General features: G+C 63.7%; 23 protein-coding genes and 1 tRNA gene. 9 read left to right on the forward strand and 15 right to left on the reverse strand.

Annotation, left to right across the window (positions count from 1 at the left end; all coding sequences use genetic code 11):
* The first annotated feature begins 17 nt into the window (after nt 1-17).
* The 8 genes from FNZ07_RS30785 (at nt 18) to yacG (ending at nt 7,001) form a co-directional block, all read left to right on the forward strand.
* Nucleotides 18-94, forward strand: a tRNA-Pro gene (locus FNZ07_RS30785).
* A gap of 115 nt (nt 95-209) precedes the next feature.
* Entirely contained in the window at nt 210-1,514 is a 1,305-nt protein-coding gene (locus tag FNZ07_RS30790; RefSeq protein WP_091010978.1) for an HlyC/CorC family transporter, read from the forward strand.
* 225 nt (nt 1,515-1,739) lie between these two features.
* A complete protein-coding gene (locus FNZ07_RS30795) occupies nt 1,740-2,975 on the forward strand; it encodes a GspE/PulE family protein (RefSeq protein WP_372342670.1) in 1,236 nt (411 codons plus the stop codon).
* A complete protein-coding gene (locus FNZ07_RS30800; RefSeq protein WP_091010976.1) occupies nt 2,972-4,183 on the forward strand; it encodes a type II secretion system F family protein in 1,212 nt (403 codons plus the stop codon). Before FNZ07_RS30795 ends, FNZ07_RS30800 begins: the two co-directional genes overlap by 4 nt.
* A gap of 28 nt (nt 4,184-4,211) precedes the next feature.
* A complete protein-coding gene (locus FNZ07_RS30805; RefSeq protein ID WP_091010975.1) occupies nt 4,212-5,144 on the forward strand; it encodes a prepilin peptidase in 933 nt (310 codons plus the stop codon).
* 4 nt (nt 5,145-5,148) lie between these two features.
* Entirely contained in the window at nt 5,149-5,754 is a 606-nt protein-coding gene (gene coaE / locus FNZ07_RS30810) for a dephospho-CoA kinase (RefSeq protein ID WP_091010974.1), read from the forward strand.
* A gap of 198 nt (nt 5,755-5,952) precedes the next feature.
* Nucleotides 5,953-6,708, forward strand: a complete 756-nt coding sequence (zapD, locus tag FNZ07_RS30815) for a cell division protein ZapD (RefSeq protein WP_091010973.1) — start codon at nt 5,953-5,955, stop codon at nt 6,706-6,708.
* 95 nt (nt 6,709-6,803) lie between these two features.
* Nucleotides 6,804-7,001, forward strand: a complete 198-nt coding sequence (gene yacG, locus FNZ07_RS30820; RefSeq protein WP_091010972.1) for a DNA gyrase inhibitor YacG — start codon at nt 6,804-6,806, stop codon at nt 6,999-7,001.
* Nucleotides 7,002-7,052: 51 nt separating this feature from the next.
* Here yacG and FNZ07_RS30825 read toward each other — a convergent pair whose 3' ends face one another.
* The 4 genes from FNZ07_RS30825 to secA form a co-directional block, all read right to left on the reverse strand.
* Nucleotides 7,053-7,469 (reverse strand): NUDIX domain-containing protein, encoded by a 417-nt coding sequence (locus tag FNZ07_RS30825; RefSeq protein WP_091010971.1) that lies wholly within the window; start codon nt 7,467-7,469, stop codon nt 7,053-7,055.
* Complete coding sequence (locus tag FNZ07_RS30830) at nt 7,466-8,335, reverse strand: ATP-binding protein (RefSeq protein WP_091010970.1); 870 nt, start codon at nt 8,333-8,335, stop codon at nt 7,466-7,468. The genes FNZ07_RS30825 and FNZ07_RS30830 overlap by 4 nt, the downstream gene beginning before the upstream one ends.
* Before the next feature lie 18 nt (nt 8,336-8,353).
* Entirely contained in the window at nt 8,354-9,595 is a 1,242-nt protein-coding gene (argJ, locus tag FNZ07_RS30835; RefSeq protein ID WP_091010969.1) for a bifunctional glutamate N-acetyltransferase/amino-acid acetyltransferase ArgJ, read from the reverse strand.
* 102 nt (nt 9,596-9,697) lie between these two features.
* Nucleotides 9,698-12,502 (reverse strand): preprotein translocase subunit SecA, encoded by a 2,805-nt coding sequence (secA, locus tag FNZ07_RS30840; RefSeq protein WP_091010968.1) that lies wholly within the window; start codon nt 12,500-12,502, stop codon nt 9,698-9,700.
* Between the two features lie 301 nt (nt 12,503-12,803).
* On the opposite strand from secA, the gene FNZ07_RS30845 reads away from it, so the two are divergent.
* A complete protein-coding gene (locus FNZ07_RS30845) occupies nt 12,804-13,280 on the forward strand; it encodes a DUF721 domain-containing protein (RefSeq protein WP_091010967.1) in 477 nt (158 codons plus the stop codon).
* A 173-nt stretch (nt 13,281-13,453) separates the two neighbouring features.
* Here the strand turns inward: FNZ07_RS30845 and lpxC are convergent, their stop codons facing one another.
* From lpxC to mraY, 11 genes are all read right to left on the reverse strand, one after another.
* Nucleotides 13,454-14,371, reverse strand: a complete 918-nt coding sequence (lpxC, locus tag FNZ07_RS30850) for a UDP-3-O-acyl-N-acetylglucosamine deacetylase (protein WP_091010966.1) — start codon at nt 14,369-14,371, stop codon at nt 13,454-13,456.
* 266 nt (nt 14,372-14,637) lie between these two features.
* Nucleotides 14,638-15,141 (reverse strand): peroxiredoxin, encoded by a 504-nt coding sequence (locus FNZ07_RS30855; protein ID WP_091010965.1) that lies wholly within the window; start codon nt 15,139-15,141, stop codon nt 14,638-14,640.
* A gap of 236 nt (nt 15,142-15,377) precedes the next feature.
* Nucleotides 15,378-16,574: a cell division protein FtsZ gene (gene ftsZ, locus FNZ07_RS30860; RefSeq protein ID WP_091010964.1), complete on the reverse strand. Its 1,197-nt coding sequence runs from the start codon at nt 16,572-16,574 to the stop codon at nt 15,378-15,380.
* Nucleotides 16,575-16,695: 121 nt separating this feature from the next.
* Nucleotides 16,696-17,928, reverse strand: coding sequence for a cell division protein FtsA (gene ftsA, locus FNZ07_RS30865; protein WP_091010963.1), 1,233 nt, complete (start codon nt 17,926-17,928; stop codon nt 16,696-16,698).
* A 24-nt stretch (nt 17,929-17,952) separates the two neighbouring features.
* Nucleotides 17,953-18,708, reverse strand: coding sequence for a cell division protein FtsQ/DivIB (locus FNZ07_RS30870; RefSeq protein ID WP_091010962.1), 756 nt, complete (start codon nt 18,706-18,708; stop codon nt 17,953-17,955).
* 9 nt (nt 18,709-18,717) lie between these two features.
* Nucleotides 18,718-19,659, reverse strand: coding sequence for a D-alanine--D-alanine ligase (locus FNZ07_RS30875; RefSeq protein WP_091010961.1), 942 nt, complete (start codon nt 19,657-19,659; stop codon nt 18,718-18,720).
* Nucleotides 19,656-21,062 (reverse strand): UDP-N-acetylmuramate--L-alanine ligase, encoded by a 1,407-nt coding sequence (gene murC, locus FNZ07_RS30880; RefSeq protein ID WP_091010960.1) that lies wholly within the window; start codon nt 21,060-21,062, stop codon nt 19,656-19,658. Before murC ends, FNZ07_RS30875 begins: the two co-directional genes overlap by 4 nt.
* Nucleotides 21,059-22,174: an undecaprenyldiphospho-muramoylpentapeptide beta-N-acetylglucosaminyltransferase gene (gene murG / locus FNZ07_RS30885; RefSeq protein WP_091010959.1), complete on the reverse strand. Its 1,116-nt coding sequence runs from the start codon at nt 22,172-22,174 to the stop codon at nt 21,059-21,061. Before murG ends, murC begins: the two co-directional genes overlap by 4 nt.
* On the reverse strand, nt 22,171-23,451 hold the full coding sequence (ftsW, locus tag FNZ07_RS30890) for a putative lipid II flippase FtsW (RefSeq protein WP_091010958.1): 1,281 nt from the start codon (nt 23,449-23,451) through the stop codon (nt 22,171-22,173). The genes murG and ftsW overlap by 4 nt, the downstream gene beginning before the upstream one ends.
* Nucleotides 23,448-24,962 carry a UDP-N-acetylmuramoyl-L-alanine--D-glutamate ligase gene (gene murD / locus FNZ07_RS30895; protein WP_091010957.1) on the reverse strand — a complete coding sequence of 505 codons (1,515 nt, stop codon included), beginning with the start codon at nt 24,960-24,962 and terminating at the stop codon, nt 23,448-23,450. Before murD ends, ftsW begins: the two co-directional genes overlap by 4 nt.
* A 30-nt stretch (nt 24,963-24,992) precedes the next feature.
* The gene (gene mraY, locus FNZ07_RS30900; protein ID WP_091010956.1) at nt 24,993-26,162 is read right to left on the reverse strand and encodes a phospho-N-acetylmuramoyl-pentapeptide-transferase; all 1,170 of its coding nucleotides are present in this window, start codon (nt 26,160-26,162) and stop codon (nt 24,993-24,995) included.
* Nucleotides 26,163-26,170: the final 8 nt, after the last annotated feature.

Below are 26,170 nucleotides of genomic sequence, written 5' to 3' on the forward strand. Positions count from 1 at the left end.
GTCGTAGAAGTCCAGATCGGGGTGTAGCTTAGCCTGGTAGAGCGCTACGTTCGGGACGTAGAGGCCGGAGGTTCGAATCCTCTCACCCCGACCAGATTTGCAAAAAACCGCGCACGTGTTGCGCGGTTTTTTTTCGGCCCTTCAGCCTGCGAAGTCGCCGCGGCACCCTCTGCTATATTCTCCCCACCTTCTCTCACTCTTCACGCCGCGTGGAACAACTTCCCTTATGGGCGCAGATCGGCGCCATCTTTCTGCTGCTTGTCTGCTCCAGTTTTTTTTCGATCTCCGAAACGGCGATGATGGCGCTCAACCGTCATCGGTTGAAGCATCTCGCCAACCAGGGCGCGCTCGGCGCGAAGACCACGCAGGGGTTGCTGGCGCAAACCGACCGCCTGCTCAGCGTGATCCTGATCGGCAACAATCTGTTCAACACGATCATCCCGGTACTCACGACCTCGATCGCGCTGCATACGTTCGGCCGCGACAACGTCGTGCTGTCGATCGCGACCGGTATGGTCGCGTTCCTGATCATCGTCTTCGCGGAGATCACGCCGAAAATCGTCGGGGCGACCTATCCCGAGAAAATCGCGCTGCCGGCGAGCCTGCTGATCGCGCCGCTCATGCGCGTCGCGAGACCGGTCATCTGGTTCGTCAACCTGTTCGCGAACGGCATCCTGCGGGTACTGCACATCAACACGAAAGGCGAACGCGAGCAGCGCCTCTCGACCGAGGAACTGCGCACCATCGTGCTCGAATCCGGCAGCTTCATGCCGACCAAGCACCGCAGCATCCTGCTCAATCTGTTCGACCTCGAAAACATCTCCGTCGATGACGTGATGATTCCGCGCCGCCGGATCGAGGCGCTCGATTTCGACGCGCCGTTCGAACAGATCCTGCATCAGCTCGAAACCTGCTATCACAACAAGCTGATCGTTTATCAAGGCGACATCGACCGGGTACTCGGCGTGCTCCATGTGCGCAAGACGCTGTCGGCGCTGCATAACCAGGAGCTCGAGCGCGAGACGCTGCGCGAACTGCTCGCCGAGCCTTACTTCGTGCCGACCGGGACACCCGTCTTCCAGCAATTGCAGTATTTCCAGGAGAGCCGCCAGCGTACGGCGCTCGTCGTCAACGAGTACGGCGAGCTACAGGGTCTCGTCACGCCGGAAGACATCATCGAGGAGCTGATCGGCGAATTCACCACGTCGATTCCGCGGAGTGCGTCATCGCGTGGCGGCTGGAACGACGATGGCGAATGTATCGTCGCGGGCAGCATGCCGCTGCGCGAACTGAACCGCTGGCTGCACCTGACGCTACCCACTGACGGCCCCAAGACGCTCAACGGCCTGATCCTCGAAATGCTCGAAGAGATCCCAGAAGGCGACGTGTGTTTGCGCATCGGCGATGTGAAGCTCGAAGTGATGCGCAGCGACGATCAGGCGGTTCGCACGGTCAAGCTGTTCCGTCCGGGGCTCGCACCGAAAAGCAAGCCCAAGAAAGGCCAGCTCGCCTGAACGCAGCGTCGCGCTCTGGCCATCCGGCCAGGTGGCGGTCATGCGGACGCTAACGGAAGATGAAGTCGTCATTTTCTGCAGGCGGCTTCCGGCCGGTCTTCGATGTTTCCCTCGTCTCGTGGCGCACCGCCCACCTCAGCCGAAGCGCCACGCGGTGACCTGGCCGCCGCTACCGTTCCGCCGTCGCGAAGCATCCCCGGTCGAGACCCGCGCGCGTTTCCCGCTGTGGCAACGGCAGGGACCACAACAAGCCAGCGAACTGCTCTTTCAGACGATGCGGATGACACCGACTCCGCCCCCGCAGTCCGCCTGCTAACGGACACATTGCGCGAAGCGGCCACGCGTAATGCATCGGACATTCACGTTGAACCGGCGGAACACGGCTGGCGGATCCGCCTGAGAATCGACGGTGTGCTGCATGAGACCGGCAAGCCGCCCGCTCACTTGCGCGACGCGTTCATCTCACGCGTGAAGGTGCTCGCCAGGATGGATATCGCCGAGCGGCGCATTCCGCAGGACGGCCGCCTGCGGCTCGCCGCGACCAAAGGGGCGTTCGAGGACTATCGCGTCAACTCGCTACCGACACTCTTCGGCGAAAAGCTGGTGCTGCGCCGACTCGAAGCGCTACCCACCGATCTGACGCTCGACTCGCTCGGGCTCGATGCGCAGCAACGCGATATCGTCGACGCCGCTATCCGCGCACCGCACGGCCTCGTGCTCGTCACCGGTCCCACGGGCAGCGGTAAAACGCTGTCGTTGTACTGCTTCCTGCAGATGCTGAATGTCGCGTCGCGCAATCTCTGTTCGGTGGAAGATCCGGCGGAGATCCAGCTTGCCGGCATCAACCAGGTCGGCGTGCGCGAGAAAGCGGGGCTGACCTTCGCGATCGCACTGCGCGCGTTTTTGCGGCAGGACCCGGACGTGATCATGGTCGGCGAAATCCGCGACGAAGAAACCGCCGATGTCGCGGTGAAAGCCGCACAGACCGGCCACCTCGTACTTTCCACCTTGCATACGAACGACGCTCCTGCGGCGATCGCGCGGCTCATCGATATCGGCGTCGAGCCGTACAACCTCGCGGCGGCGTTGCGGCTCGTAACAGCGCAGCGGCTCGTGCGCCGTCTCTGCGTGTCGTGCCGCGTACCGGCGAAGGAATCGGGCGCGGCACTGCTCGCGGCCGGCTTTGCGCGCGAGCATCTCGGCGACTGGCATCCATATACAGCGGCTGGATGCGCGGCGTGTCATGGAATCGGTTATCGCGGGCGCATCGGCATTCACCAGGTGATGCCGGTTCCGGAGTCGATGCGCGACCTGATCGTCACGCGTGCGGGCACCCAGGCGATCTCGGCGCATGCGCAGAACGACGGACGCGTCACGACGCTGCGCGATGCGGCACTCGCCCGCGTGCGCGATGGCACGACGAGCCTCGCCGAAGCCCTCGCCGCCACGGAGACCCAATGACACCCGACACCGCACCGCAGGACCTGCGCTTCGCGTGGCAGGCGCTCGACGCGACCGGAGCAGCGCGTCGCGGCTCGCTCGTTGCACCCGACGCGGCCGCAGCGCGTGCGATGCTCAGACGCGACAGCCTCTTCGTCGTAGAGCTCGCGGTACGCGGCCCGGCACTGCGCCCGAAAGCACGCACCGCCGATGTCACGTTGTTCGCGCGCCAACTCTCGAGCCTGCTGCGCGCCGGGCTGCCGCTCGCTGCCGCGCTCGATCTGCTCGGCCAGGCGCCGGGGCCGCGCGGCATGCCACGCATCATCGCCGCCCTCGCGCGCGACATCACGGCCGGCCTCGATTTTTCCGCGGCATTGCGGCGGCATCCCGCGCAGTTCAACGCATTGTTTTGCCAGCTGGTCGCCGTCGGCGAAGTGTCGGGCGCATTACCGACGATTCTCGCGCGCATCGCCGACGACCGCGAACGCAGCGCGACCCAGCGCGCAAAAGTGCGGGCGGCGCTCACCTATCCGGCGGCCATCCTGCTGCTCGCGCTTGCGATTACGGCAGCGTTGCTCGTCTGGGTAGTACCGACGTTCAAACAGATATTCGATGGCTTCGGAGCGAAACTGCCCGTGCCGACTCAAGTGGTGCTCGCGCTGTCCGACGCGGCGGCGCGCTGGAGCATCCCTGCCGTCGTCGCAATCGGCGCCGGTAGTGCCGCACTGGGCGCGCTCATGCGGCGCTCGCCGGCAGCCCGCGTGCACGTTGCCCGTCTGTCCTTGCGGGCACCGCTGTTCGGACGGCTGTTAAAGACACTTTGTGCGGCCCGCTGGGCCCGTGCGCTCGGCACATTACTCTCCGCCGGCACGCCGCTCGCCGATGCGTTCGATTCGCTGACCCACGCCACCGGCAACGCCTACTTCGACCGCGCGACGGCCGACATCGCCACGCGTCTGCGTCGCGGCGAACGGCTCGCAGCGGCGATGCGCGCGGCCGGCTGCTTTCCCGCCGACGTGGTCCAGCCGGTCGCAGTGGCCGAAGAATCGGGCGCTCTCGACACGATGCTGCTCGACGTCGCCGCGCTCAGCGACCGTCAGGTCGACGAACAGATCAGCACGCTCGCGAGCCTGTGCGAACCGCTAGTGATCGTTGTGCTAGGTGGGCTGGTCGGCGGCCTTGTGATCGCGATGTATCTTCCCATCATTCAACTCGGCAACGTGGTGTAGCATCGCAGCCGAATCCCACTTTTCCGTTATGCCGGCTACCTATCCGACCGTGTCCGATTCCCTGTTTAGCAGCCCCTGGGGCCGCGTCGCCACCGATGTCGGCACGACCTTCAGCATGTTGCCGGTCAGTGTGCAGATCGCTTTCGCGATCATGTTCGGGCTCGTGATCGGCAGCTTTCTCAGCGTGGTCGCGCACCGTCTGCCGATCATGCTGGAACGCGCCTGGCGCAACGAGGTCAGCGACGCAACCGGCCAGCCTCCCGACGACGACGGCCTCCCCATCCGCTACAACCTCTGGCTGCCGCGCAGCGCATGCACGCATTGCGGCCATACGTTGCGCGCGTGGGAGAACATCCCGGTTGTGAGCTATGTGCTGCTGCGCGGCCGCTGCTCGCAATGCGGAACCCATGTGAGCCGGCGCTATCCGCTACTCGAACTCGCGAGCGCAGCCTGCGCGGTCGCGGCGCTCGTCTCGTTCGGCCCTACCCTGATGGCGCTGGCCGCGTTCGGCCTGTGCGCCGCGTTGCTCGCGATGAGCGTAATCGATATCGATACGCACCTGCTGCCCGACTCCATCACGCTGCCGCTGCTGTGGGCAGGGCTGATCGTCAACTTCGACGGGCTCTTCGCGAGCTTGCACGACGCGGTGCTCGGCGCGATCACCGGGTATCTCGTGCTGTGGTGCGTACACTGGGTATTCAGGCTGGTGCGCGGCATCGAAGGAATGGGCTACGGCGATTTCAAGCTGCTCGCCGCGCTCGGCGCCTGGCTGGGCTGGGCCGCGCTGCCGCAAATCGTGCTGGTGGCGGCCGTCGCGGGCGCCGTGGTCGGACTCGCGGCAACGTGGCGCGGCCGTATGCGTTTCGAGGAACCGCTGCCGTTCGGTCCGTTCCTCGCGGCCGGCGGCGCGCTCACGCTGTTTATCGGCACACCGCTCTATCTGGCGCTCGGGGGAGGCTGACACTATGTTTGCGGTTGGATTGACGGGGGGTATCGGTAGCGGCAAATCGACGGTGGCCGACAGGTTCGGCGCACTCGGTGTGCCGCTTGTCGATACCGATGTGATCGCGCATCGCATCACGGCGCCGAACGGTGTCGCGATGCCGGCGATCGCCCAGGAGTTCGGCCCGTCGTTCGTCACGACCGACGGTTCGCTCGATCGCGCACAGATGCGTACGCTGATCTTCAGCGACGACACCGCACGCAAGCGTCTCGAAGCCATTACGCATCCATTGATCCGTGCGGAAACCCAGCGGGAACGCAACGACGCGCAGGGTCCCTATGTCATCGTCGTGGTGCCGCTGCTCGTCGAATCGGGCAACTGGAAGACACGCGTGGACCGCGTCCTCACCGTCGACTGCAGCGTCGAAACGCAGATCGCACGCGTGATGCGGCGCAACGCCTTCTCGCGCGAACAGGTGCTGGCGATCATCGCGCGCCAGGCCACGCGCGAACAGCGCCTCGCCGCCGCCGACGACACGATCGTCAACGAAGACGCCCCACCCGATGCGCTACAGATTCAGGTCGAAGCGTTGCATCGCGCTTATCTCGCTTACGCGCATACCGCCTGATACTTCGGGTTCACGGCAGTGCAGTGAGCGGCCCGAGAAATGTGCGCTTGCCCGCCTTTCGCAGGGAACTTCGGCAGTGCAATGACAGACAGAATAAATTGCGTGAGGACACGCATAAAGTGCGTGATTGCGGGGGTAGTCTCACGGCATTAGAATGTCCTGCAATCCTGTCACCGACCACGCCCGAGGCGAGCCCGCTTGATTCTTTACGAGTATCCCTTCAACGAGCGAATCCGGACGCTGCTGCGCCTCGAAGATCTATTCGAGCGTTTTACGTTCTTTCTGACTCAGGAAGACGCCAGGGAACATCATGTCGCGCTGACCACGCTGTTCGAAATTGCCGAGGTCGCAGGACGCGCCGACCTGAAATCGGATCTGATGAAGGAACTGGAGCGGCAGCGGCAGACGCTCGCACCGTTTCGCGGCAACCCGGGCATCGAGCAGAGTGCGCTCGAAGCCGTGCTCGGTGAAATCGAGCAGACGCTGGCAGGTCTCTCGCAGATGCAGGGAAAGACTGGCCAGCATCTTGCAGACAATGAATGGCTGGCCAGCATCCGCAGCCGCGCAATCATCCCGGGCGGGACCTGCAAGTTCGATCTACCGTCGTACTTTGCGTGGCAGCAAACTCATCCCGATCAACGTCGCCAGGACATCGCCAAGTGGGTGACGCCGCTGCTGCCGCTGCGCGATGCTGCAACGATCGTGCTGCGTCTCGCGCGCGAATCGGGGCAGGCGTCGAAGGTGATGGCGATGCAGGGCAGCTACCAGCAGATGTTGTCGGGCCGCTCGTATCAGTTGATGCAGGTCCGCGTTACGCCTGAACTACGGGTGATCCCCGAAGCCAGTGCCAACAAGTACATGCTGTGGGTGCGCTTTACCGTGCAGGACGGCGACTTGCGGCCGCGCGCGGTAGATGTCGATGTGCCGTTCCAGCTGACGCTTTGCAGCCTGTAGTCGCGTGGTGCGCCGTGTCGGCACCACTCTTTAAGCCGCCCGAAACGCCCTCAAGTAAACTACCCGTTCCGTTTTGAGATTGACTGCCTGATCGAATGCCCACCGTCGTCAAATGCCCCACTTGCGCAAAGGATGTCCGCTGGACCTCTGAGAACCGCTTCCGCCCGTTCTGCTCCGAGCGATGCAAACAGATCGATCTCGGCGCATGGGCCGCTGAGAAATACCGGATTGGCGGGACCAATGATGAGCTGCCGCCGGATGAAGCGCCGGCCGGCGACACCCCACCCCACTAGCATCCGCAGCGCGATCGGTGCGGGCCTTCCAGTCCGCACCCATCCGCGACGCTATTCCGCCGCAAGCCACTCCAGCACAGGAATCGTCGCCGGCAACAGCGGCGCAACGTCGGCCGGCAGCGTCTGCCAGACGAACGCCTGGCCTTCGCGGCCATGCGGTTCACCGGTCCACGCGGTCACCTTGCAGAAATACAGGCGCACATAGGCGTGCGGGTAATCATGCTCGAGCGTGTGCCAGCGGTGGCTCGCCTGCACGTCGATACCGAGCTCTTCATGCAGTTCGCGTGCGAGCGCCGCTTCCACCGACTCCCCCGGCTCGAGCTTGCCGCCGGGAAATTCCCAGTAGCCCTCATACGGCTTGCCGGCCGGCCGCTGCGCCAGCAGGTAGCGCCCATCAGGTTGCACCAGCACGCCGACCGCGACTTCGGTAACCGGCCGCGCCGGGGTAGGCTCCACAGCGCCGGTCATGCGGGCGTCCGCCGGCCGGACCAGTCGCGTGCGAACTGCCACGCCACCCGCCCCGAGCGCGAGCCGCGTTCCAGCGCCCACACCAGCGCATCGCCGCGCGCCGCCTCGACACCCGCATCGTCGCAGCCGAAGTGACGCAGCCAGTGGCCGACGATCGACAGGTAATCGTCCTGCTTGAACGGATAGAAGCTCACCCACAACCCGAAGCGCTCGGACAGCGAGATCTTTTCTTCGACCACTTCGCCCGGATGAATCTCGCCGTCCGCGGTGTGCTTATAGGTCTCGTTGTCGCTCATGTATTCGGGCAACAGATGACGCCGGTTCGAAGTCGCATAGATCAGCACGTTGTCCGACTGCGCAGCGATCGAGCCGTCGAGCGCAACTTTCAGTGCCTTGTAGCCCGACTCACCGTCCTCGAACGAGAGGTCGTCGCAGAACACGATGAAGCGTTCAGGACGCGCCGAAATCAGGTCGACGATGTCGCCGAGATCGTGCAGATCGTCCTTGTCGACTTCGATCAGCCGCAGGCCTTCGTTTGAAAACGCATTCAGGCAGGCCTTGATCAACGACGACTTGCCGGTGCCGCGGGCGCCAGTCAGCAGCACGTTGTTGGCAGGCTGGCTACGCACGAACTGGCGCGTGTTCTGCTCGATCAGCGATTTCTGGCGCTCGATGTTCTGCAGGTCGTCGAGCGTGATCGTCGAAATGGCGGGCACCGGCTGGAGATAACCGCGGCCCTGGCGCGTACGCCAGCGAAACGCGACGCCCGCGCTCCAGTCGATATTGGGCGCGGCAGGCGGCAGCACCGCCTCCAGGCGGCCAAGCAACGCCTCGGCGCGGGTCAGAAACTGTTCGAGCTTATCCATGAGAAGAGAAAGTGCAGATCAGGAACGATAGTCGGCATTGATGCTCACGTATTCGTGCGAGAGATCGCAGGTCCAGATCGTGGCCTGTGCATCCCCTCGCCCGAGCAGCACGCGAATCGCGATCTCGCTCTTCTTCATGACACGCTGCCCATCTTCTTCGCGGTAGTCCGGATTGCGGCCCCCCGCCTTCGCCACCAGTACGTCGTCGAGGTACAGATCGATCTTGCCGACATCGAGATCGTTCACCCCGGCGTAGCCGATCGCGGCCAGGATGCGGCCGAGATTCGGATCGGATGCGTAGAACGCTGTCTTCACGAGCGGCGAATGGCCGATCGCATAGGCGATCTGCCGGCATTCGGCGACGTCACGGCCGCCTTCGACCTGTACCGTCATGAACTTCGTCGCGCCTTCGCCGTCGCGCACGATCAGTTGCGCGAGCGCTTGCGCCGCGTCGGTCACTGCGTCGCGCAGCGCCACATACGCGGGCGAATCCGTCGACGTCACCGCCGGCAGGCTCGATTTCCCCGAGGCGATCAGGATGAACGAGTCGTTCGTCGACGTATCGCCATCGATTGTGATGCAGTTGAACGAGCGGTCCGCCACATGCTTGACGAGCGCGTCGAGCACGGGCTGGGCGACGGCGGCGTCGAATGCGAGGAAGCCGAGCATGGTCGCCATGTTCGGCTTGATCATGCCCGCGCCCTTGCTGATGCCGCTCAATGTCACCGTGTGACCGTCGATCGTCACCTGGCGCGACACGGCTTTCGGCAGCGTATCGGTGGTCATGATCGACTGCGCGGCTTCGTACCAGTGAGCCGCCTTCCGGTTCTCGAGCGCGGCAGGCAAGCCTGCTTTCAGACGATCGAGCGGCAACGGTTCGAGAATCACGCCGGTCGAGAACGGCAGCACCTGCTCGGGCGCGATGCCTGCCAGTCGCGCGAGTTCCTTGCAGGTTTCGCGTGCGATCACGAGGCCCGGTTCGCCGGTACCTGCATTCGCGTTGCCCGTATTCACGACCAGCGCGCGTATCCCCTTGCCGCTCGAGCGTACGTGCTCGAGATGCTCACGACACACCGTGACCGGCGCGGCGCAAAAACGGTTCGACGTGAACACGCCGGCGACCGTCGCGCCTTCATCGACGGAAATGACCAGCACGTCCTTGCGGTTCGGCTTACGGATGTGCGCTTCCGCCCAGCCGAGCGTAACGCCGGCTACCGGATGCAATTGAGTGGGATCGATCGAGGGGAAATTGACAGCCATGGTCGCGACCTGTCGGAGCTGAAAATGCCGGCGAAAGCCGGCATTGGAGAATGGGAATAGAACTGGCGCTCCGGCACAACGGCCGGCGCGCCGCCTTCGGTCTTATGCAATCTTGCCGTGGCACTGCTTGTACTTCTTGCCGCTACCGCACGGGCACGGATCGTTGCGCCCGACTTTCGGCACCGTACCGGCCGGAACCGCCTGCGTCCCGCCGCCGTGGCTCATCGCGTCGTCGATCATCGTCATGGCGGCATCCGCTGCAACCGGTGCGGCAACCGCCGTGCCCGCTTCTGCAAACTCGGCGTGGCGAAACTCTACACTTTCCAGATGACTTCCTTGTTCTTCGATTTCCTCGGCGGCCTGTTCGAGCTGCTCCGGCGATTCGATCTGCACGTTCATCACGACCCGCGTGACTTCGAGCTTCACCGAATCGAGCATCGCGGCGAACAGTTCGAACGCTTCGCGCTTGTATTCCTGCTTCGGGTTCTTCTGCGCATAGCCGCGCAGGTGAATGCCCTGACGCAGGTGATCGAGCGCGGCGAGGTGTTCGCGCCAGCTACGGTCGAGCGTCTGCAGCATGATCGAGCGTTCGAACCCGCTGAATCGCTCGCGGCCTGCCAGTTCAACCTTCTGCTCATACGATTCGTCGGCGGCGCCGGTGACGGCTTCGAGAATCTCTTCCGGGCTGATCGACTTCGACTCGTTGATCATCTCCTGGATCGCGAGGTCGAGCTGCCATTCGTTGCGCAGCACTTCCTCGAGCTCGGGCACGTCCCACTGCTCTTCGATACTGCCGGCCGGCACGAACCCGTGAACGATGTCGGAAATCACACCGTGGCGCATCGCGCCAATCGTCTCGGCGATGTCGTGCGCTTCGAGCAACTCGTTACGCTGCTGATAGATCACCTTGCGCTGATCGTTCGACACGTCGTCGTATTCGAGCAACTGCTTGCGAACGTCGAAGTTACGCGCTTCCACCTTGCGCTGCGCCGATTCGATCGAACGCGTGACGATGCCTGCTTCGATCGCCTCGCCCTCGGGCATCTTCAGGCGGTCCATGATCGAGCGCACGCGGTCGCCGGCGAAAATACGCAGCAGCGGATCTTCCAGCGACAGGAAGAAGCGCGACGAACCCGGATCGCCCTGACGGCCGGCACGGCCGCGCAACTGATTGTCGATCCGGCGCGATTCGTGGCGCTCGGTACCGATGATGTGCAAGCCACCCGCTGCCTTCACTTCGTCGTGCAGCATCTGCCATTCGTCATGCAGCTGCTGGATGCGGCGCTGCTTTTCGTCGGCGGGGATCGATTCGTCTTCTTCGAGGAACATCGCCTGCTTCTCGGCGTTGCCGCCCAGCACGATGTCGGTACCGCGGCCGGCCATGTTGGTCGCGATCGTGACGCGGCGCGGGCGGCCCGCTTCGGCGACGATCGCAGCTTCCCGTTCGTGCTGCTTCGCGTTCAGCACTTCGTGCGGCAGGGCGGCCTTGTTGAGCAGATTGGACAGCAGCTCGGAATTCTCGATCGACGTCGTACCGACCAGCACCGGCTGACCGCGCTCGTAGCAGTCGCGGATATCGCGGATCACCGCGTCGTAGCGTTCCTTCGCCGTCTTGTAGATCTGATCCTGACGATCGGTCCGCTTCGGCGGGCGGTTGGTCGGGATGACGACGGTTTCGAGGCTGTAGATCTCGTTGAATTCGTACGCTTCCGTGTCGGCGGTACCGGTCATCCCGGAGAGCTTCGCGTACATGCGGAAGTAGTTCTGGAACGTGATCGAAGCGAGCGTCTGGTTCTCGCTCTGGATCTTCACGTGTTCCTTCGCCTCGACGGCCTGGTGCAGCCCGTCCGACCAGCGGCGGCCGGACATCAACCGGCCCGTGAATTCGTCGACGATCACCACGTCGCCGTTCTGCACGACATAGTGCTGATCGATGAAGAACAGCGTATGCGCGCGCAACGCGGCATACACGTGGTGCATCAGCGTGATGTTCTGCGGTGCATACAGACTCTCGCCTTCGCCGATCAGCCCCCACTCGGCGAGCAGCCGCTCCGCCTTTTCGTGGCCCGATTCGGTGAGGAACACCTGACGACCTTTCTCGTCGAGCGTGTAGTCGCCCGGCTTCTCGACACCGGTGCCGTCCGCCTTTTCTTCGCCGATCTGGCGTTCCAGCAGCGGCGGCAGCGCGTTCATCCGCACGTACAACTCGGTGTGATCTTCGGCCTGGCCGGAGATGATCAACGGCGTACGCGCTTCGTCGATCAGGATCGAGTCCACTTCATCGACGATCGCGAAGTTCAGGGCTCGCTGCACCCGCGCATCGGTCTCGTAGACCATGTTGTCGCGCAGATAGTCGAAGCCGAATTCGTTGTTGGTCCCGTAGGTGATGTCCGAGGCATACGCTTCCTGCTTCATGCCGTGGTCCATCTGCGACAGGTTGATACCCACCGACAGACCGAGGAAGTTGTACAGGCGCCCCATCCACTCGGCGTCGCGCTGCGCGAGGTAGTCGTTCACCGTCACGACGTGCACACCGCGCCCGGACAGTGCATTCAGGTAGGCCGCGAGCGTCGCGACGAGGGTCTTGCCTTCGCCGGTGCGCATTTCCGCGATCTTGCCGTAATGCAGCACCATCCCGCCGATCAGTTGGACATCGAAGTGGCGCATCTTCAGCACGCGCTTGCTCGCTTCCCGGCAGACGGCGAACGCCTCGGGCAGCAGCTTGTCGAGCGATTCGCCACTCGCAACGCGCTGGCGGAATTCACCCGTTTTGGCGCGCAGCTGATCATCCGTCAATTGCTCGATCTGCGGCTCGAGCGCATTGATCGCTATGACGGTCCTTTGATATTGCTTGACGAGCCGCTGGTTGCGGCTGCCAAAAACTTTCTGGAGAAAACCGGTGGTCATCGGATCGGTGTCTGCGTCGCGGCTTCGGCGAGGCGTCGTGCGTGTTTTTCACGTCCGGCGCGCCCGGTTCGGTGGGGCCTCGGCGGCTTAGGTCCAAGAGTGAATTCGAATCGGGGATTTTAGCACGCGCGTCCGTGAGCGCCTGTGTCACGCACGAGACCGCTTAATGCCACCCGCGGCCCATGCCGACAGGCGCCGCGAGCCGCAAGAGCAACCAACCCACGGGCTGGCCGCGCAATAGCCGCGGTACAATTCCCACGCATGGCGCGCACAATGCGCGAGCATGCCCTTATTCCCACACATGAGCCGTTCCACGTCCTTTTCAAGACCGCAGAATTCGCGCCGCCCGCAGCCGGTCGCCGAGGTGCTCGGCCGTACAGATGCGTTCGCCGCGCTGCGTGCCGGTGTCGAGCAGATTGCTGCGCTCCAGCGCGATCTGCAGCAGTTGCTGCCCGACTATCTGGCGGCGAGTGTCGAACCGGGATTCATCAAGGACGGTGTGCTCGCGCTGTTCGCGGCACATAACGCGCTGGCCGCGCGGTTACGACATATGGAACCGCGTCTGATCGCCGATCTGCAGCAGCGCGGCTGGGCGGTCAATGCGCTGAAGATTCGGGTGCGGCCGCAGCCGGTGAAGGAACCGGCGCCGGTCAAACAGGCGCGCATGACATCGGTGGGGGCGACGGCGTTGCAGGCGCTCAGCGAATCGCTGGAGAAGTCACCGTTGCAGGCAGCGCTCGCCAGAATGGCGAGCCGGCATCTGAAAAAGCGGGATTGAATGTGATGAGCTGCCGGGCTTTCCCCGGAGTACTGGTCGCGCATGGGCTGCGGTTCGAACCCCACGTAGCGTAGGCCGGACGCCAAACCCACGAAGTCCCGGCTTTCCCAGACCGAAAACAAAAGACTCGCGGGAAAAACCGGAAAAACCCAAGCTACTGGCTTTCTACTGCCTCAGGCAAACGCCGTTTGCGCGTCGTATCCAAAGCCGCGCGGCGCTTTTTGCAGGTCGTCGAAGGTGACGATTTCGTAGGCGTCTTCGTGCGCGAGGAGTTCGCGCAGCAATGCGTTGTTCAGTCCGTGGCCCGACTTGTAGGCGGTGTACGACGCCAGCAGCGGATGGCCGACGACATAAAGATCGCCGATCGCATCGAGCATCTTGTGCTTCACGAATTCGTCGTCGTAACGCAGGCCGTCGTTGTTCAGGATGCGGTATTCGTCGAGCGCGATGGCGTTGTCGAGGCTGGCACCGCGTGCAAGGCCCAGTTCACGCAATTGTTCGACTTCATGTGCGTAACCGAACGTGCGCGCCCGAGCGATATCGCGCACGTAAGACGTGTGTTCGAAATCCACTTCCAGCGACTGACCGGTTTTATCGACGGCCGGATGACGGAAATCGATCGTGAACTTCAGCTTGAAGCCGAAATACGGGTCGAGACGCGCGAACTTGTCGCCATCGACGATTTCGACCGGTTTCTTGACCTTGATGAATTTCTTCGCCGCGCCCTGCTCTTCAATTCCCGCCGACTGGATCAGGAACACGAACGAAGCCGCGCTGCCATCCATGATGGGGATTTCTTCGGCCGTGACGTCGACATACATATTGTCGATACCGAGGCCCGCAAGCGCGGACATCAGATGCTCGACCGTCGACACGCGCACGCCGTCCTTCTGCAGCACCGACGCCAGCCGCGTATCGCCGACCGACAGCGCCGAGGCCGGAATATCGACCGGCGTGGGCAAATCCACGCGCGCGAATACGATGCCCGTGTCCGGCGCCGCCGGGCGGAGCGTCAGCTCAACCTTGCGGCCCGAATGCACGCCGATGCCGACCGTCTTCACGATCGATTTGATAGTCCGCTGCTTCAACATGATGATCTTTTACTCGATTGAAAATCCCAATGGGACTTCTGATTCCATAGCCGCGAGTATACTCCATCTGCTCGCAACCCGTTTTGCCCGCAACGTATCAATCTGTTTCGAGCAATTACCCGGGCGCTGAAAGAAAGGAAAGCATGACGGGCCGATGTCCGGAACGGAGGCGTTTCCGGTCATCGGCCCGCGTAACGGCCTGTCACATCCCAGTCATGTTGCCGTTGCCCTCGCACAACGCAAGGCGGCAGCAAAGACCGGCGCAACTAGGTCAACGTGGCGAGAATGCTCTGCGCATCGCTGACTTCGAACTTGCCGGGTGCCTCGACGTTCAGCGTCTTGACCACGCCGTCGTCGACCACCATCGCGTAGCGCTGGGAACGGATTCCCATGCCGCGCGCCGACAAATCCTGCTCCAGACCAAGCGCCCGCGTGAAAGCCGCACTGCCGTCCGCCATCATGCGCACCTTGCCCGAGGTGTGCTGATCGCGGCCCCACGCGCCCATGACGAAAGCATCGTTGACGGACACGCACCAGATCTCATCGATGCCGGCAGCGCGCAACTGCCCGGCGTGTTCGACATAACCTGGCACGTGCTTCGCCGAACAGGTCGGCGTGAACGCGCCCGGTAACCCGAAGATCACCACACGCTTGCCCGCCGTCTGTCCGCGCACATCGAAACTGTTCGGTCCGATCGTGCAGCCCGCGCGGTCGTCCTCGATAAATTCGAAGAGCGTCGCGTCAGGCAGCTTTTCGCCTGTCTGAATCATGCTCGATCCTTCACTTCGATACACAGCCTGCCCGCACGTTGTCGTGACTCAAGTGACGGATGGTACGCCTCGCGGCGACACTTGCCCGCTCCACTTCGCAAAACCGAAGAGGGCACCTGTCCTTGCCGCGCGTCTGAACAAACGCGGCTTGTCAGCCGGTCCACCTGTCACGTCCGTGCATTCGCGAACGGCGCTGCATGATGCAGCCGCGCCGCGGCGAAAGCCTGGCCCGTGCGTCAGTCCGCCTGCTTGCGCAGGAACGCCGGGATATCGTACGTGTCGACGCCCTTTTCCTGCAGCGCCTGCACATGCGATGCCGCGGTGTCGCGCGAGGTACGCCATACAGCCGGCGTATCGAGCGCACCGTAATCCGCCGTGCCCGCGTGTTGCGGCGTGTAGGCCGGGTGCTGCATTCCGCCGATCGGCTGGTTGTCCGTGCCGGTGCGCAGCAGCGTCATCGGTGCGGACTGCTGCTTCTTCGCCGCCCGGCCGAGACCCGTCGCCACCACCGTCACGCGCAATGCATCGCCCATCGCGTCGTCGTACACCGCACCGAAGATCACCGTCGCGTCTTCCGCGGCGTAGCTCTTGATGGTGTTCATCACTTCGCGCGTTTCCGACAGACGCAGCGAACGGCTCGACGTGATGTTGACCAGCACGCCGCGTGCTCCCGACAGATCGACGCCTTCCAGCAGCGGGCTCGCCACGGCCTGTTCCGCCGCGAGACGCGCGCGATCGACGCCGGCAACCGTCGCCGTGCCCATCATCGCCTTGCCCTGCTCACCCATCACCGTCTTCACGTCTTCAAAGTCGACGTTCACCAGACCGTCGACGTTGATGATTTCGGCAATACCGGCCACTGCATTGTTCAGAACGTCGTCTGCGCACTGGAAGCACTTGTCCATCTCGGCATCGTCGCCCATCACCTCGAACAGCTTGTCGTTCAGAACGACGATCAGCGAGTCGACGTGATCCTCCAGTTGCTGCGAACCTGCCTCGGCAACACGCATGCGCTTGCCGCCTTCGAATTCGAACGGCTTGCTGACCACGCCGACCGTCAGAATCCCCATTTCCTTGGCGATCTGCGCGACGACCGGAGCAGCCCCCGTTCCCGTGCCGCCACCCATGCCTGCGGTGATGAACACCATGTGCGCGCCGCGCAGTGCGTCTGCGATACGCTCACGGGCTTCTTCCGCTGCCGCGCGGCCCATTTCCGGCTTGGCTCCAGCGCCCAGACCCGTGTTACCGAGCTGGATCACCGCGGATGCACGCGAACGCGACAGTGCCTGCGCGTCCGTGTTCATCACGATGAAGTCGACGCCTTGCACGCCTTTGTTGATCATGTGCTGAACGGCATTGCCGCCAGCGCCACCGACGCCGATCACCTTGATGATCGTGCCGTTGGTTTCGGTTTCCAGCATCTGGAATTCCATTGTTGCCTCCGTCAAGATAAAAAATCGCAGCTACTTCGGCCGTTATTCGGCAGGAGATCGGGCAACCTCCTGTCGCACGCGGGCCGCCGGCACCCACGCGTATTTCGAAATCGATCGATGCCTAGAAGTTGCCGAGGAACCAGTCTTTCATCCGCGTGAAGACCTGTCCCATCGACCCCGATTGCACCGCCACCTTGCGACCGCGCATCCGTTGCGACCGGCCTTCGACGAGCAGCCCCATCGCCGTCGAATAGCGCGGATTGCGCACCACGTCTGCCAGACCGCCCGCATACTCCGGCACGCCGATGCGCACCGGCTTCAGGAAAATGTCCTCGCCGAGCTCGACCATGCCCGGCATCATCGCGGCGCCCCCGGTCAGCACGACGCCGGAGCTCAGCAGTTCTTCGTAACCCGACTCGCGCACCACCTGCTGCACAAGCGAAAACAGTTCTTCGACACGCGGCTCGACCACCGCCGCCAGCGCCTGGCGCGACAAGGTGCGCGGACCGCGCTCGCCAAGCCCCGGCACTTCGATCATCTCGTCCGGATCGGCAAGCGCCTGCTTCGCGATGCCGTAGCTCACCTTGATGTCTTCCGCATCCGGCGTCGGCGTGCGCAGCGCCATCGCGATGTCGCTCGTGATCTGATCGCCGGCAATCGGAATCACCGCGGTATGGCGAATTGCGCCTTCACTGAAAATCGCGATGTCCGTCGTGCCGCCGCCGATATCGACGAGCACTACGCCGAGTTCCTTCTCGTCTTCCGTCAGCACCGCCAGCGACGACGCGAGCGGTTGCAGGATCAGATCGTTCACTTCGAGCCCGCAGCGGCGCACGCACTTGACGATGTTCTGCGCCGCGCTCACCGCGCCCGTCACGATGTGCACCTTCACTTCGAGGCGGATGCCGCTCATGCCGATCGGCTCGCGCACATCTTCCTGGCCGTCGATGATGAATTCCTGCGTCAGGATGTGCAGCACCTGCTGATCGGTCGGAATGTTGATCGCCTTCGCGGTCTCGATCACGCGCGCCACATCGGTCTGCGTAACTTCCTTTTCCTTGATCGCCACCATGCCGCTCGAATTGAAGCTGCGGATATGGCTACCGGCGATCCCGGTGAACACATTCGTGATCTTGCAGTCAGCCATCAGCTCGGCCTCTTCGAGCGCCCGCTGAATAGACTGCACCGTGGCCTCGATGTTCACCACGACGCCTTTTTTGAGCCCTTTCGACTCGCTCTGGCCGAGACCGATCACCTCGTAGTGACCTTCGCCTTTCAACTCGGCAACGATGGCCACGACCTTCGCGGTCCCGATGTCGAGGGCGACCAGTAGATCTTTGTAGTCTTTGCTCATAGCGTGCTCATTGCGTGTGATGTTTCATTGTTTCTTGCCCTTGTCGGGTTCGCTTAGAAAGCGCATACCTGCTGCGCGAATCGCGAAACCGTTCGGATAGCGCAAGTCCGCATACTCGATATCCTTCCCCCATCGTTGCGTCACCGCCGACCATGCCGCCGTCAGCCGGCGGCTGCGATCGAAGAGCGTGTCCTGATTGCGTTCGCGCCCGAGTTCCACCTGCATGCCGTTCGACAGCTTCACCGTCCATGCGTAGCGCGGCGACAGCGTGACTTCGTCGGGCGTCACGCCCAGCGGCGCAAACCATTTCGTGAAGTCGCGATACCGCGCGACCACTTCCTTCGCCGTGCCGTCCGGACCGTCGAACGCCGGCAGGTCCTGGTCGAGTTCGCCCTGGTTCGCCGTGAACAGATCGCCGTCCACGCTGACCAGTTGATCGCTGCCCCACGTTCCCAGCGGTTTGTACTCTTCGAGCGTGACAGCCAGCGCGTTCGGCCATACACGCCGCACGCTCGCGTGCCGCACCCACGGCATCTGTTCGAACGCCTGCCGCGCGCTATCGAGATCGACGGTGAAGAAGTTGCCCTTCAACCGTCCGACGACGCCCGCGCGCACCGTCGGCGCATTGATATGCTCGACATCGCCGTCGATCAGAATCTCGTGCAGCGCGAAGTTCGGCCGCTGGATCAACCAGTACGCACCCGCCGCCAGCAGCACGAGCAGCAACAACGCGTGTAGCGCGTTGGCGGCGAGGTTGAGCTGGCGTACGTTGTTCCACATGTCGTTCGATCAATCCTTCAAGGTCAGCGACAGGATCTTCACCACCAGATCCCGGTAGCTGATGCCGACCGAGCGCGCCGCTTTCGGCGGCAGCGAATGGTCGGTCATGCCCGGCGCCGTATTCACTTCGAGAAAGTACGGGTTGCCGCCGGCATCCAGCATGAAATCGGCGCGGCCCCAGTCGGTGCAGCCGAGCACGTCGAACGCGCGGCGCGCCAGCTTCTTCAGCTTCGCTTCGGCGTCCGGCGCAACGCCGCACGGAATCAGATACTGCGTCGTATCGAGGATGTACTTCGCGTCGTAGTCGTAGAACTCGCCGGCAGGCACGATGCGGATCAGTGGCAAGTCGAGATCGCCGGCGATGCATGCGGTGTACTCGCCGCCGCCTTCGATGCTTTTCTCCACCAGCACGATCGTGTCGTACTTCGCCGCTTCCGCCAGTGCGGGCGGTAACGCGTCTGCGCTTTTCACCTTGATCACCGCGACGCTCGAGCCTTCGCTTGCCGGTTTCACGAACAGCGGCAGACCGAGCTTCGCGACGATCTCCGGCGCGCGCGCCGCAAAGTCGTCGCCGCGCAGCACCGTTTCGAACGGCGGCGTCGGAATGCCGAGCTGCTGCCACACGAGCTTGGTGCGGAACTTGTCGAGCCCGAGCGCCGAACCGAGCACGCCGGTGCCCGTATAGCGAATGCCGTAGAAATCGAGCGCGCCCTGGATCTGGCCGTTTTCGCCATACCCACCGTGCAGCGCATTGAACGCACGTACGAAACCTTCATCTTTCAGCGCGCCGAGCGGCCGCTCGGACGGATCGAACGGATGCGCGTCGATGCCGGCCTCGCGCAATCCCTGCAGCACGAGGCGACCGGAATTGAGCGACACTTCGCGCTCGGCGGACACGCCGCCAAACAGGACCGCAACCTTGCCGAACTGCTTCGGATCGATACCGCTCATTTCACACCTTCCGTTTGCGCAAGCCGACCCGGCACGCCGCCGATCGAACCCGCTCCCATCGTAATCACCACATCGCCGTCGCGTACGACTGTCGCCAGCGCGTCAGGCACTTCATCGACTGTCTCGACGAATACTGGTTCAACTTTGCCCGCCACCCGGATCGCTCGCGCGAGCGCGCGGCCATCGGCGGCGACGATCGGCGCTTCGCCTGCGGCGTAGACCTCGGTGAGCACGAGTGCATCGACAGTCGACAGCACTTTCACGAAATCCTCGAAGCAGTCGCGTGTGCGCGTGAAGCGGTGCGGCTGGAATGCCAGCACGAGCCGGCGGTCGGGGAAGGCGCCGCGCGCCGCTGCGACCGTCGCCGCCATTTCGACCGGGTGATGGCCGTAGTCGTCGACCAGCGTGTAGCTGCCGCCTGCCTTGTTATCCGCGGGGATCGGCACTTCGCCGTAACGCTGGAAGCGCCGGCCCACGCCGTTGAAATCGGCGAGCGCGCGCTGGATGTCCGCGTCCTTCACTTCGAGTTCGGTCGCGATCGCGATCGCCGCCAGCGCGTTCTGCACGTTGTGCGTCCCGGGCAGGTTCAGCACGATATCGAGCGGCGCCGCGTCCTCGCGCATCGTCGTGAAATGCATCTTGCCGTCGCGCGCGACGACGTTCACCGCGCGCACCTGCGCGTCCGGCGCGAAGCCGTAGCGGATGATCGGCTTCGAGACGAACGGCAGGATCTCCTTCACGTTCGGATCGTCGACGCACAGCACGGCGATGCCGTAGAACGGCAACCGGTGCGTGAACTCGATGAACGCCTGCTTGAGCCGCGCGAAGTCGTGACCGTAGGTGTCCATGTGATCGGCATCGATATTCGTGATGACTTCGATCACTGGGAACAGGTTCAGGAACGACGCGTCGGACTCGTCCGCTTCGGCGACGATGAAGTCGCCGGTACCGAGCCGTGCATTCGCGCCCGCGCTGATCAGACGGCCACCGATCACGAAGGTCGGATCGAGCCCGCCCGCGGCGAGCACGCTCGCGACAAGCGAGGTCGTCGTAGTCTTGCCATGCGTACCGGCAATCGCGATGCCCTGCTTCAAGCGCATCAGTTCCGCGAGCATCACCGCGCGCGGCACGATTGGAATGCGCCGGTGACGCGCAGCCAGCACTTCCGGGTTGTCGCTGCGCACGGCCGTCGACACGACGACTGCATTCGCCCCTTCGATGTTCGCTTCGTCGTGGCCGATCGCGACCTTCGCGCCGAGTGCGGCCAGCCGGTCGGTCACCGCGTTACGCGTGAGATCGGAACCGCTCACGTGATAGCCGAGGTTGACGAGCACTTCGGCGATGCCGCTCATCCCCGCGCCGCCGATCCCGACAAAATGGATATGTTTGACGATGTGTTTCATTGCTTTCCTTGCGGGCTCGTACTCGGGAGCCCACCGGCCACAGTGGCGCAGATCTGCGCGACCTGTTCGGTGGCATCGGGTTTCGCGAGCGAGCGCGAACGCTCTGCCATGACCGCGAGTTTTTCCCGGGTCTGGCTGCGCAACCAGTCGGCGAGCGTTTCCGCCGTCAGGTCGCGTTGCTGTACGACCAGCGCCGCGCCGTGATCGGCGAGAAACGCTGCGTTAGTGGTCTGGTGATCGTCGACGGCGTAGGGGAACGGCACGAAGAACGCGGCCACGCCCACTGCGGCGATCTCGGAGACCGTCATCGCGCCCGAACGGCAGATCACGAGATCGGCGTTGCCGTAGGCAGCCGTCATGTCGTCGATGAACGGCACCAGTTGCACGTCTTCGCCCGGCGTGAAGCCCGCTTCCGCGTAGTTCGAACGCAGCACGTCGATGTGCTTCGCGCCCGCCTGATGCACGACGCGCGGCCGTTCATGCGGTGCAAGCTGCGCGAGCGCACGTGGCACGACTTCGTTGAGCGCGGCCGCGCCGAGGCTGCCGCCCACTACAAGCAGATTCAGCGGGCCGCTGCGCGCGGCATAACGTGTTTGCGGAGCGGCCGCGTGAGTCAGTTCGTCGCGGATCGGATTGCCGGTCCATTCTGCATGCGGCAGCGCACCGGGGAACGCGACGAGCACGCGCTTCGCGAGCCGTGCGAGCACCTTGTTCGCGAGGCCAGCGATCGAGTTCTGTTCGTGCAGCACCAGCGGACGGCCAGATAGTGCAGTCATCAGGCCAGCCGGAAACGTGATGTAGCCGCCCATGCCGAGTACGACATCCGGCTTCACGCGACGCAGCACCGACAGGCTTTGCGCACACGCGCGCAGCAGGTTAACGGGCAGCATCAAGCGGGTTTTCATGCCTTTGCCGCGCAATCCGCCGAAGCGCACGTATTCCATCGCGATGCCGTGCTTCGGCACCAGCGTCGCTTCCATACCCGCCGGGTTGCCGAGCCAGACGACATTCCAGCCCTGCGACTGCATCCGATGCGCGACCGCGAGCCCCGGGAAGACGTGCCCCCCGGTGCCACCGGCCATCACCATCAGCGTGCGCGCAGCGACGCTCATACCTTGCCCCCACGCATCAGTACACGGTTCTCGTAGTCGACGCGCATCAGCAACGCGATCGCAACGCAGTTCAGCAGAATGCCCGAGCCGCCATAACTAACGAGCGGCAGAGTCAGCCCCTTGGTCGGCAGCAGGCCCAGGTTCACACCCATATTGATGAACGTCTGCGCACCGAACCAGATGCCGACGCCCTTCGCGACGAGCCCGGCAAACGTGCGATCGAGTGCGAGCGCCTGGCGGCCGATCTCGAACGAGCGCCGCACGATCCAGTAGAACATCAGGATCACGACCAGCACGCCGATAAAACCGAGTTCTTCGCCGATCACCGCGAGGATGAAGTCGGTATGCGCTTCCGGCAGATAGTTGAGCTTTTCGACGCTGCCGCCAAGCCCTACGCCAAACCATTCGCCGCGACCGAAGGCGATCAGCGAGTGAGTCAACTGATACGCCTTGCCCTGCGCGTAGCGGTCGTCCCACGGATCGAGATACGCGAAGATCCGCTCGCGACGCCACGGCGAGGCCCACACCAGCAAGCTGAAGGTACCGACCGCCGTCGCGACAAGGCCGCCGAACAGCTTGCCGTTCACGCCGCCGAGGAACAGCACGCCCATCGCGATCGCCGCGATCACCATAAAGGCGCCCATGTCCGGCTCGAGCAGCAGCAACGCGCCCACCACGCCAACTGCAACCGCCATCGGCATGAAGCCTTTCGCGAAGCTGTGCATGTACTCCTGCTTGCGCACCGTGTAGTTGGCCGCGTAGATCGTCACCGCGAGTTTCATGATCTCCGACGGCTGCATGTTCGTGATGCCGAGCGGAATCCAGCGCCGCGCACCGTTCACGCCTTTGCCGACGTGCGGAATCAGCACGATCACCAGCGTGAGCAGCGCGAGCAGGAAGAGCTTCGGCGCGTACTTGTCCCACGTCGAGATCGGAATCCGGAACGCGATCACACCGACCACCGAACCCATCACCACGAAGACGATCTGCCGCACGAGAAATGCATAGTCGCGATAAGACGCGTACTTCGGCGAATCGGGCATCGCGATCGACGCCGAGTACACCATCACGATGCCGAGCCCGAGCAGCGCGATCACGACCCACAGCAATGAGTGGTCGTAATCGAGCATGCGCGAGCGCAACGGACGAACGCCGTTAACCGCGCTCGCAAGACCACTCGCCGTCGCGCGACCGCCGCTGCGTCCCGCAGTAGCAGCTTCACCGACCGAGCCGCGTTGCCCGGCAAGCCGCGAGCCGAAACGTTCGGACCAGCTCATAGCATCGTCCCCCGTTCTGCAGCGATGTCTTCGACCGTGCTGCGGAAGACCGCCGCACGATGCGCATACCCCGTAAACATGTCGAAACTCGCGCAGGCCGGCGACAGCAACACGGCGTCGCCAGGTTGAGCGAGTGCGCTTGCGGCGCGCGTGGCTTCTTTGAGCGTCGCGTGATCGGCGAGCGGGATGCCGGTATCGGCGAGCGCTGCGCGAATGTGCGGCGCGTCGCGGCCGATCAGCATCACGGCGCGGCACCAGCGCGTCACCGGCTCGGCGAGCGGCTCGAACTCCTGACCCTTGCCGTCGCCGCCCGCGATCAGCACCGTGCGCTGTGCGAGACCGTCGAGCGCAGCAACCGTTGCGCCGACATTGGTGCCCTTGCTGTCGTCGACATAGTCGATGCCTTCGATCGACGCGATCAATTCCACACGATGCGGCTCGCCACGATACTCGCGCAGACCGTGCAGCAGCGGCGCACCCGGCAGACCGATCGCGCGGGCGAGCGCAAACGCGGCCAGCGCGTTCGCCGCGTTGTGCAGACCGCGGATGCGCAGCGCGTCGGCGGGCATCAGGCGCTTCAGGCCGATGTCCGCGGGTGCTACCGGATCGTTCTTGCGGCGGCGCGTCGGTTGAGGCTCGTCGGATGCATCGCGGTCGTGCGCTTCGACTAGCCACTGCATCCCGTTGTCGCGCAGCAAGCCGTAGTCGCCGTTGCGGGTCGGCTCGTTCAGGCCGAACGTCACCGTCGGCACTGCATGTCCCGCGTTGGGTGCAAGCGCCATCACGCGCGCATCGTCGCGATTCAGCACGCGCACGGTATTCGGCCCGAAGATACGGCCCTTGGCCGCCGCGTACGCATCGAGGCCGCCGTGCCAGTCCAGATGGTCCTGCGTGATGTTCAGCACGACCGCTGCGTCCGGTGCAAAAGTGTGCGCAGTTTCCAGCTGGAAGCTCGACAGTTCGAGCACCCAGATGTCGGGCAGCGCGGTGTTATCGATTGCTTCGGCGAGTTTGTCGAGCGCGGCCGGGCTGATGTTGCCCGCCACCGCGACCTTCTTGCCGGCGCGTTCGCACAGCAGGCCAGTCAGGCTCGTCGTCGTGGTCTTGCCGTTGGTGCCGGTAATCGCGATCACCTTCGGCGCGTAGCCGCTCTCGCCGAGCGTCTTCAGTGCCTGGGCGAAGAATTCGAGTTCGCCCCAGACCGGAATGTCGCGCTCGCGCGCAGCGGCGATCAGCGGCAGGAGATCGGCGGCGAGCGGCGACAGGCCGGGGCTAATGGCAACCAGTTCGACACCTTCGAGCAGCGCCGTCGAAAACGCACCGCCAATGAACTCGGCATCGACGCCGTGCGCTTCGAGCCCGGACAGGTTCGGCGGCACCTCGCGCGTATCGGCAACGCGCAGCCGGCACCCGTGGCGCGCGCACCAGCGCGCCATCGCGAGACCCGATTCCCCGAGTCCCAGCACGAGCACCATCGGCTTTTGCCGATCCCGAAACTTCTCGCCAAACATCCGTGCTTCCCCTTTCTTTCCTGCTACCGCTTAACGCAACTTGAGCGTGGACAAACCGAACAGACACAGCATCAGCGTGATGATCCAGAAACGCACGACGACCTGCGTCTCTTTCCATCCCGACAGTTCGAAATGATGATGCAGCGGTGCCATCTTGAAGATGCGCCGCCCTTCGCCGTAACGGCGCTTCGTATATTTGAACCACGTGACCTGCAGCATCACCGAGAGCGTCTCGGCGACGAAAATTCCGCCCATGATGAACAGCACGATTTCCTGGCGCACGATCACGGCCACCGTGCCGAGCGCGCCGCCCAGCGCAAGTGCGCCGACATCGCCCATGAAAACCTGCGCGGGGTGCGTGTTGTACCAGAGAAACGCGAGTCCCGCGCCACCCATTGCCGAACAAAAGATCAATAGCTCGCCGGCGCCTGGGATGTGCGGGAACAACAGATACTTCGAATACACCGCGCTACCCATCACATACGCGAACACACCGAGCGATGCGCCGACCAGCACGACCGGCATGATGACGAGGCCGTCGAGCCCGTCGGTCAGATTCACCGCGTTGCTCGCGCCGACGATGACGAGATACGTCAGCACGATGAAACCCCATACGCCAAGCGGATAGCTGATCGACTTGACGAACGGCAGCATCAGGTCGGCGCGCGCGGGTAGCCCCATCGACAGACCGCTTCTCACCCATGCCATGAACAGATCGAACACACGCACGTTGCTCGCCTCGGACACGCTGAACGCGAGATACACCGCGGCGAACAGGCCGATCACCGACTGCCAGAAATACTTCTCGCGCGACGACATGCCGCGCGGGTCCTTGTAGACCACCTTGCGATAGTCGTCGACCCAGCCGATCACCCCGAAGCCGAACGTGACGAGCATCACGATCCAGATGAAGCGGTTGGTCAGGTCGCCCCACAGCAGCGTCGAAACCGCGATACCGATCAGGATCAGCACACCGCCCATCGTCGGCGTGCCGGATTTCACGAGGTGCGTTTGCGGGCCGTCCTTGCGCACGGCCTGGCCGACCTTCATCGCGGCGAGCGTACGGATCACCCACGGGCCGCAGACGAGCCCGATCAACAGCGCGGTGATGGTCGCCATCACCGCACGGAACGTCAGATAACTGAACACGCGCAAGAAGCTTGCGTCATTCTGCAGCCATTGCGCCAGCGCCAGAAGCATGCTTTCGG

Source organism: Paraburkholderia megapolitana, assembly GCF_007556815.1.
GTDB lineage: Bacteria > Pseudomonadota > Gammaproteobacteria > Burkholderiales > Burkholderiaceae > Paraburkholderia > Paraburkholderia megapolitana.

What these genes read in the sequence shown, in the direction of transcription:
- FNZ07_RS30800 (WP_091010976.1), top strand. Translation starts at nt 2,972, where the DNA reads ATGACACCCGACACCGCACCGCAGGACCTGCGCTTCGCGTGGCAGGCG.
- FNZ07_RS30805 (WP_091010975.1), top strand. Translation starts at nt 4,212, where the DNA reads ATGCCGGCTACCTATCCGACCGTGTCCGATTCCCTGTTTAGCAGCCCC.
- coaE (WP_091010974.1), top strand. Translation starts at nt 5,149, where the DNA reads ATGTTTGCGGTTGGATTGACGGGGGGTATCGGTAGCGGCAAATCGACG.
- yacG (WP_091010972.1), top strand. Translation starts at nt 6,804, where the DNA reads ATGCCCACCGTCGTCAAATGCCCCACTTGCGCAAAGGATGTCCGCTGG.
- FNZ07_RS30825 (WP_091010971.1), bottom strand. Translation starts at nt 7,469, where the DNA reads ATGACCGGCGCTGTGGAGCCTACCCCGGCGCGGCCGGTTACCGAAGTC.
- FNZ07_RS30830 (WP_091010970.1), bottom strand. Translation starts at nt 8,335, where the DNA reads ATGGATAAGCTCGAACAGTTTCTGACCCGCGCCGAGGCGTTGCTTGGC.
- argJ (WP_091010969.1), bottom strand. Translation starts at nt 9,595, where the DNA reads ATGGCTGTCAATTTCCCCTCGATCGATCCCACTCAATTGCATCCGGTA.
- secA (WP_091010968.1), bottom strand. Translation starts at nt 12,502, where the DNA reads ATGACCACCGGTTTTCTCCAGAAAGTTTTTGGCAGCCGCAACCAGCGG.
- FNZ07_RS30845 (WP_091010967.1), top strand. Translation starts at nt 12,804, where the DNA reads ATGAGCCGTTCCACGTCCTTTTCAAGACCGCAGAATTCGCGCCGCCCG.
- lpxC (WP_091010966.1), bottom strand. Translation starts at nt 14,371, where the DNA reads ATGTTGAAGCAGCGGACTATCAAATCGATCGTGAAGACGGTCGGCATC.
- FNZ07_RS30855 (WP_091010965.1), bottom strand. Translation starts at nt 15,141, where the DNA reads ATGATTCAGACAGGCGAAAAGCTGCCTGACGCGACGCTCTTCGAATTT.
- ftsZ (WP_091010964.1), bottom strand. Translation starts at nt 16,574, where the DNA reads ATGGAATTCCAGATGCTGGAAACCGAAACCAACGGCACGATCATCAAG.
- ftsA (WP_091010963.1), bottom strand. Translation starts at nt 17,928, where the DNA reads ATGAGCAAAGACTACAAAGATCTACTGGTCGCCCTCGACATCGGGACC.
- FNZ07_RS30870 (WP_091010962.1), bottom strand. Translation starts at nt 18,708, where the DNA reads ATGTGGAACAACGTACGCCAGCTCAACCTCGCCGCCAACGCGCTACAC.
- FNZ07_RS30875 (WP_091010961.1), bottom strand. Translation starts at nt 19,659, where the DNA reads ATGAGCGGTATCGATCCGAAGCAGTTCGGCAAGGTTGCGGTCCTGTTT.
- murC (WP_091010960.1), bottom strand. Translation starts at nt 21,062, where the DNA reads ATGAAACACATCGTCAAACATATCCATTTTGTCGGGATCGGCGGCGCG.
- murG (WP_091010959.1), bottom strand. Translation starts at nt 22,174, where the DNA reads ATGAGCGTCGCTGCGCGCACGCTGATGGTGATGGCCGGTGGCACCGGG.
- ftsW (WP_091010958.1), bottom strand. Translation starts at nt 23,451, where the DNA reads ATGAGCTGGTCCGAACGTTTCGGCTCGCGGCTTGCCGGGCAACGCGGC.
- murD (WP_091010957.1), bottom strand. Translation starts at nt 24,962, where the DNA reads ATGTTTGGCGAGAAGTTTCGGGATCGGCAAAAGCCGATGGTGCTCGTG.
- mraY (WP_091010956.1), bottom strand. Translation starts at nt 26,162, where the DNA reads ATGCTTCTGGCGCTGGCGCAATGGCTGCAGAATGACGCAAGCTTCTTG.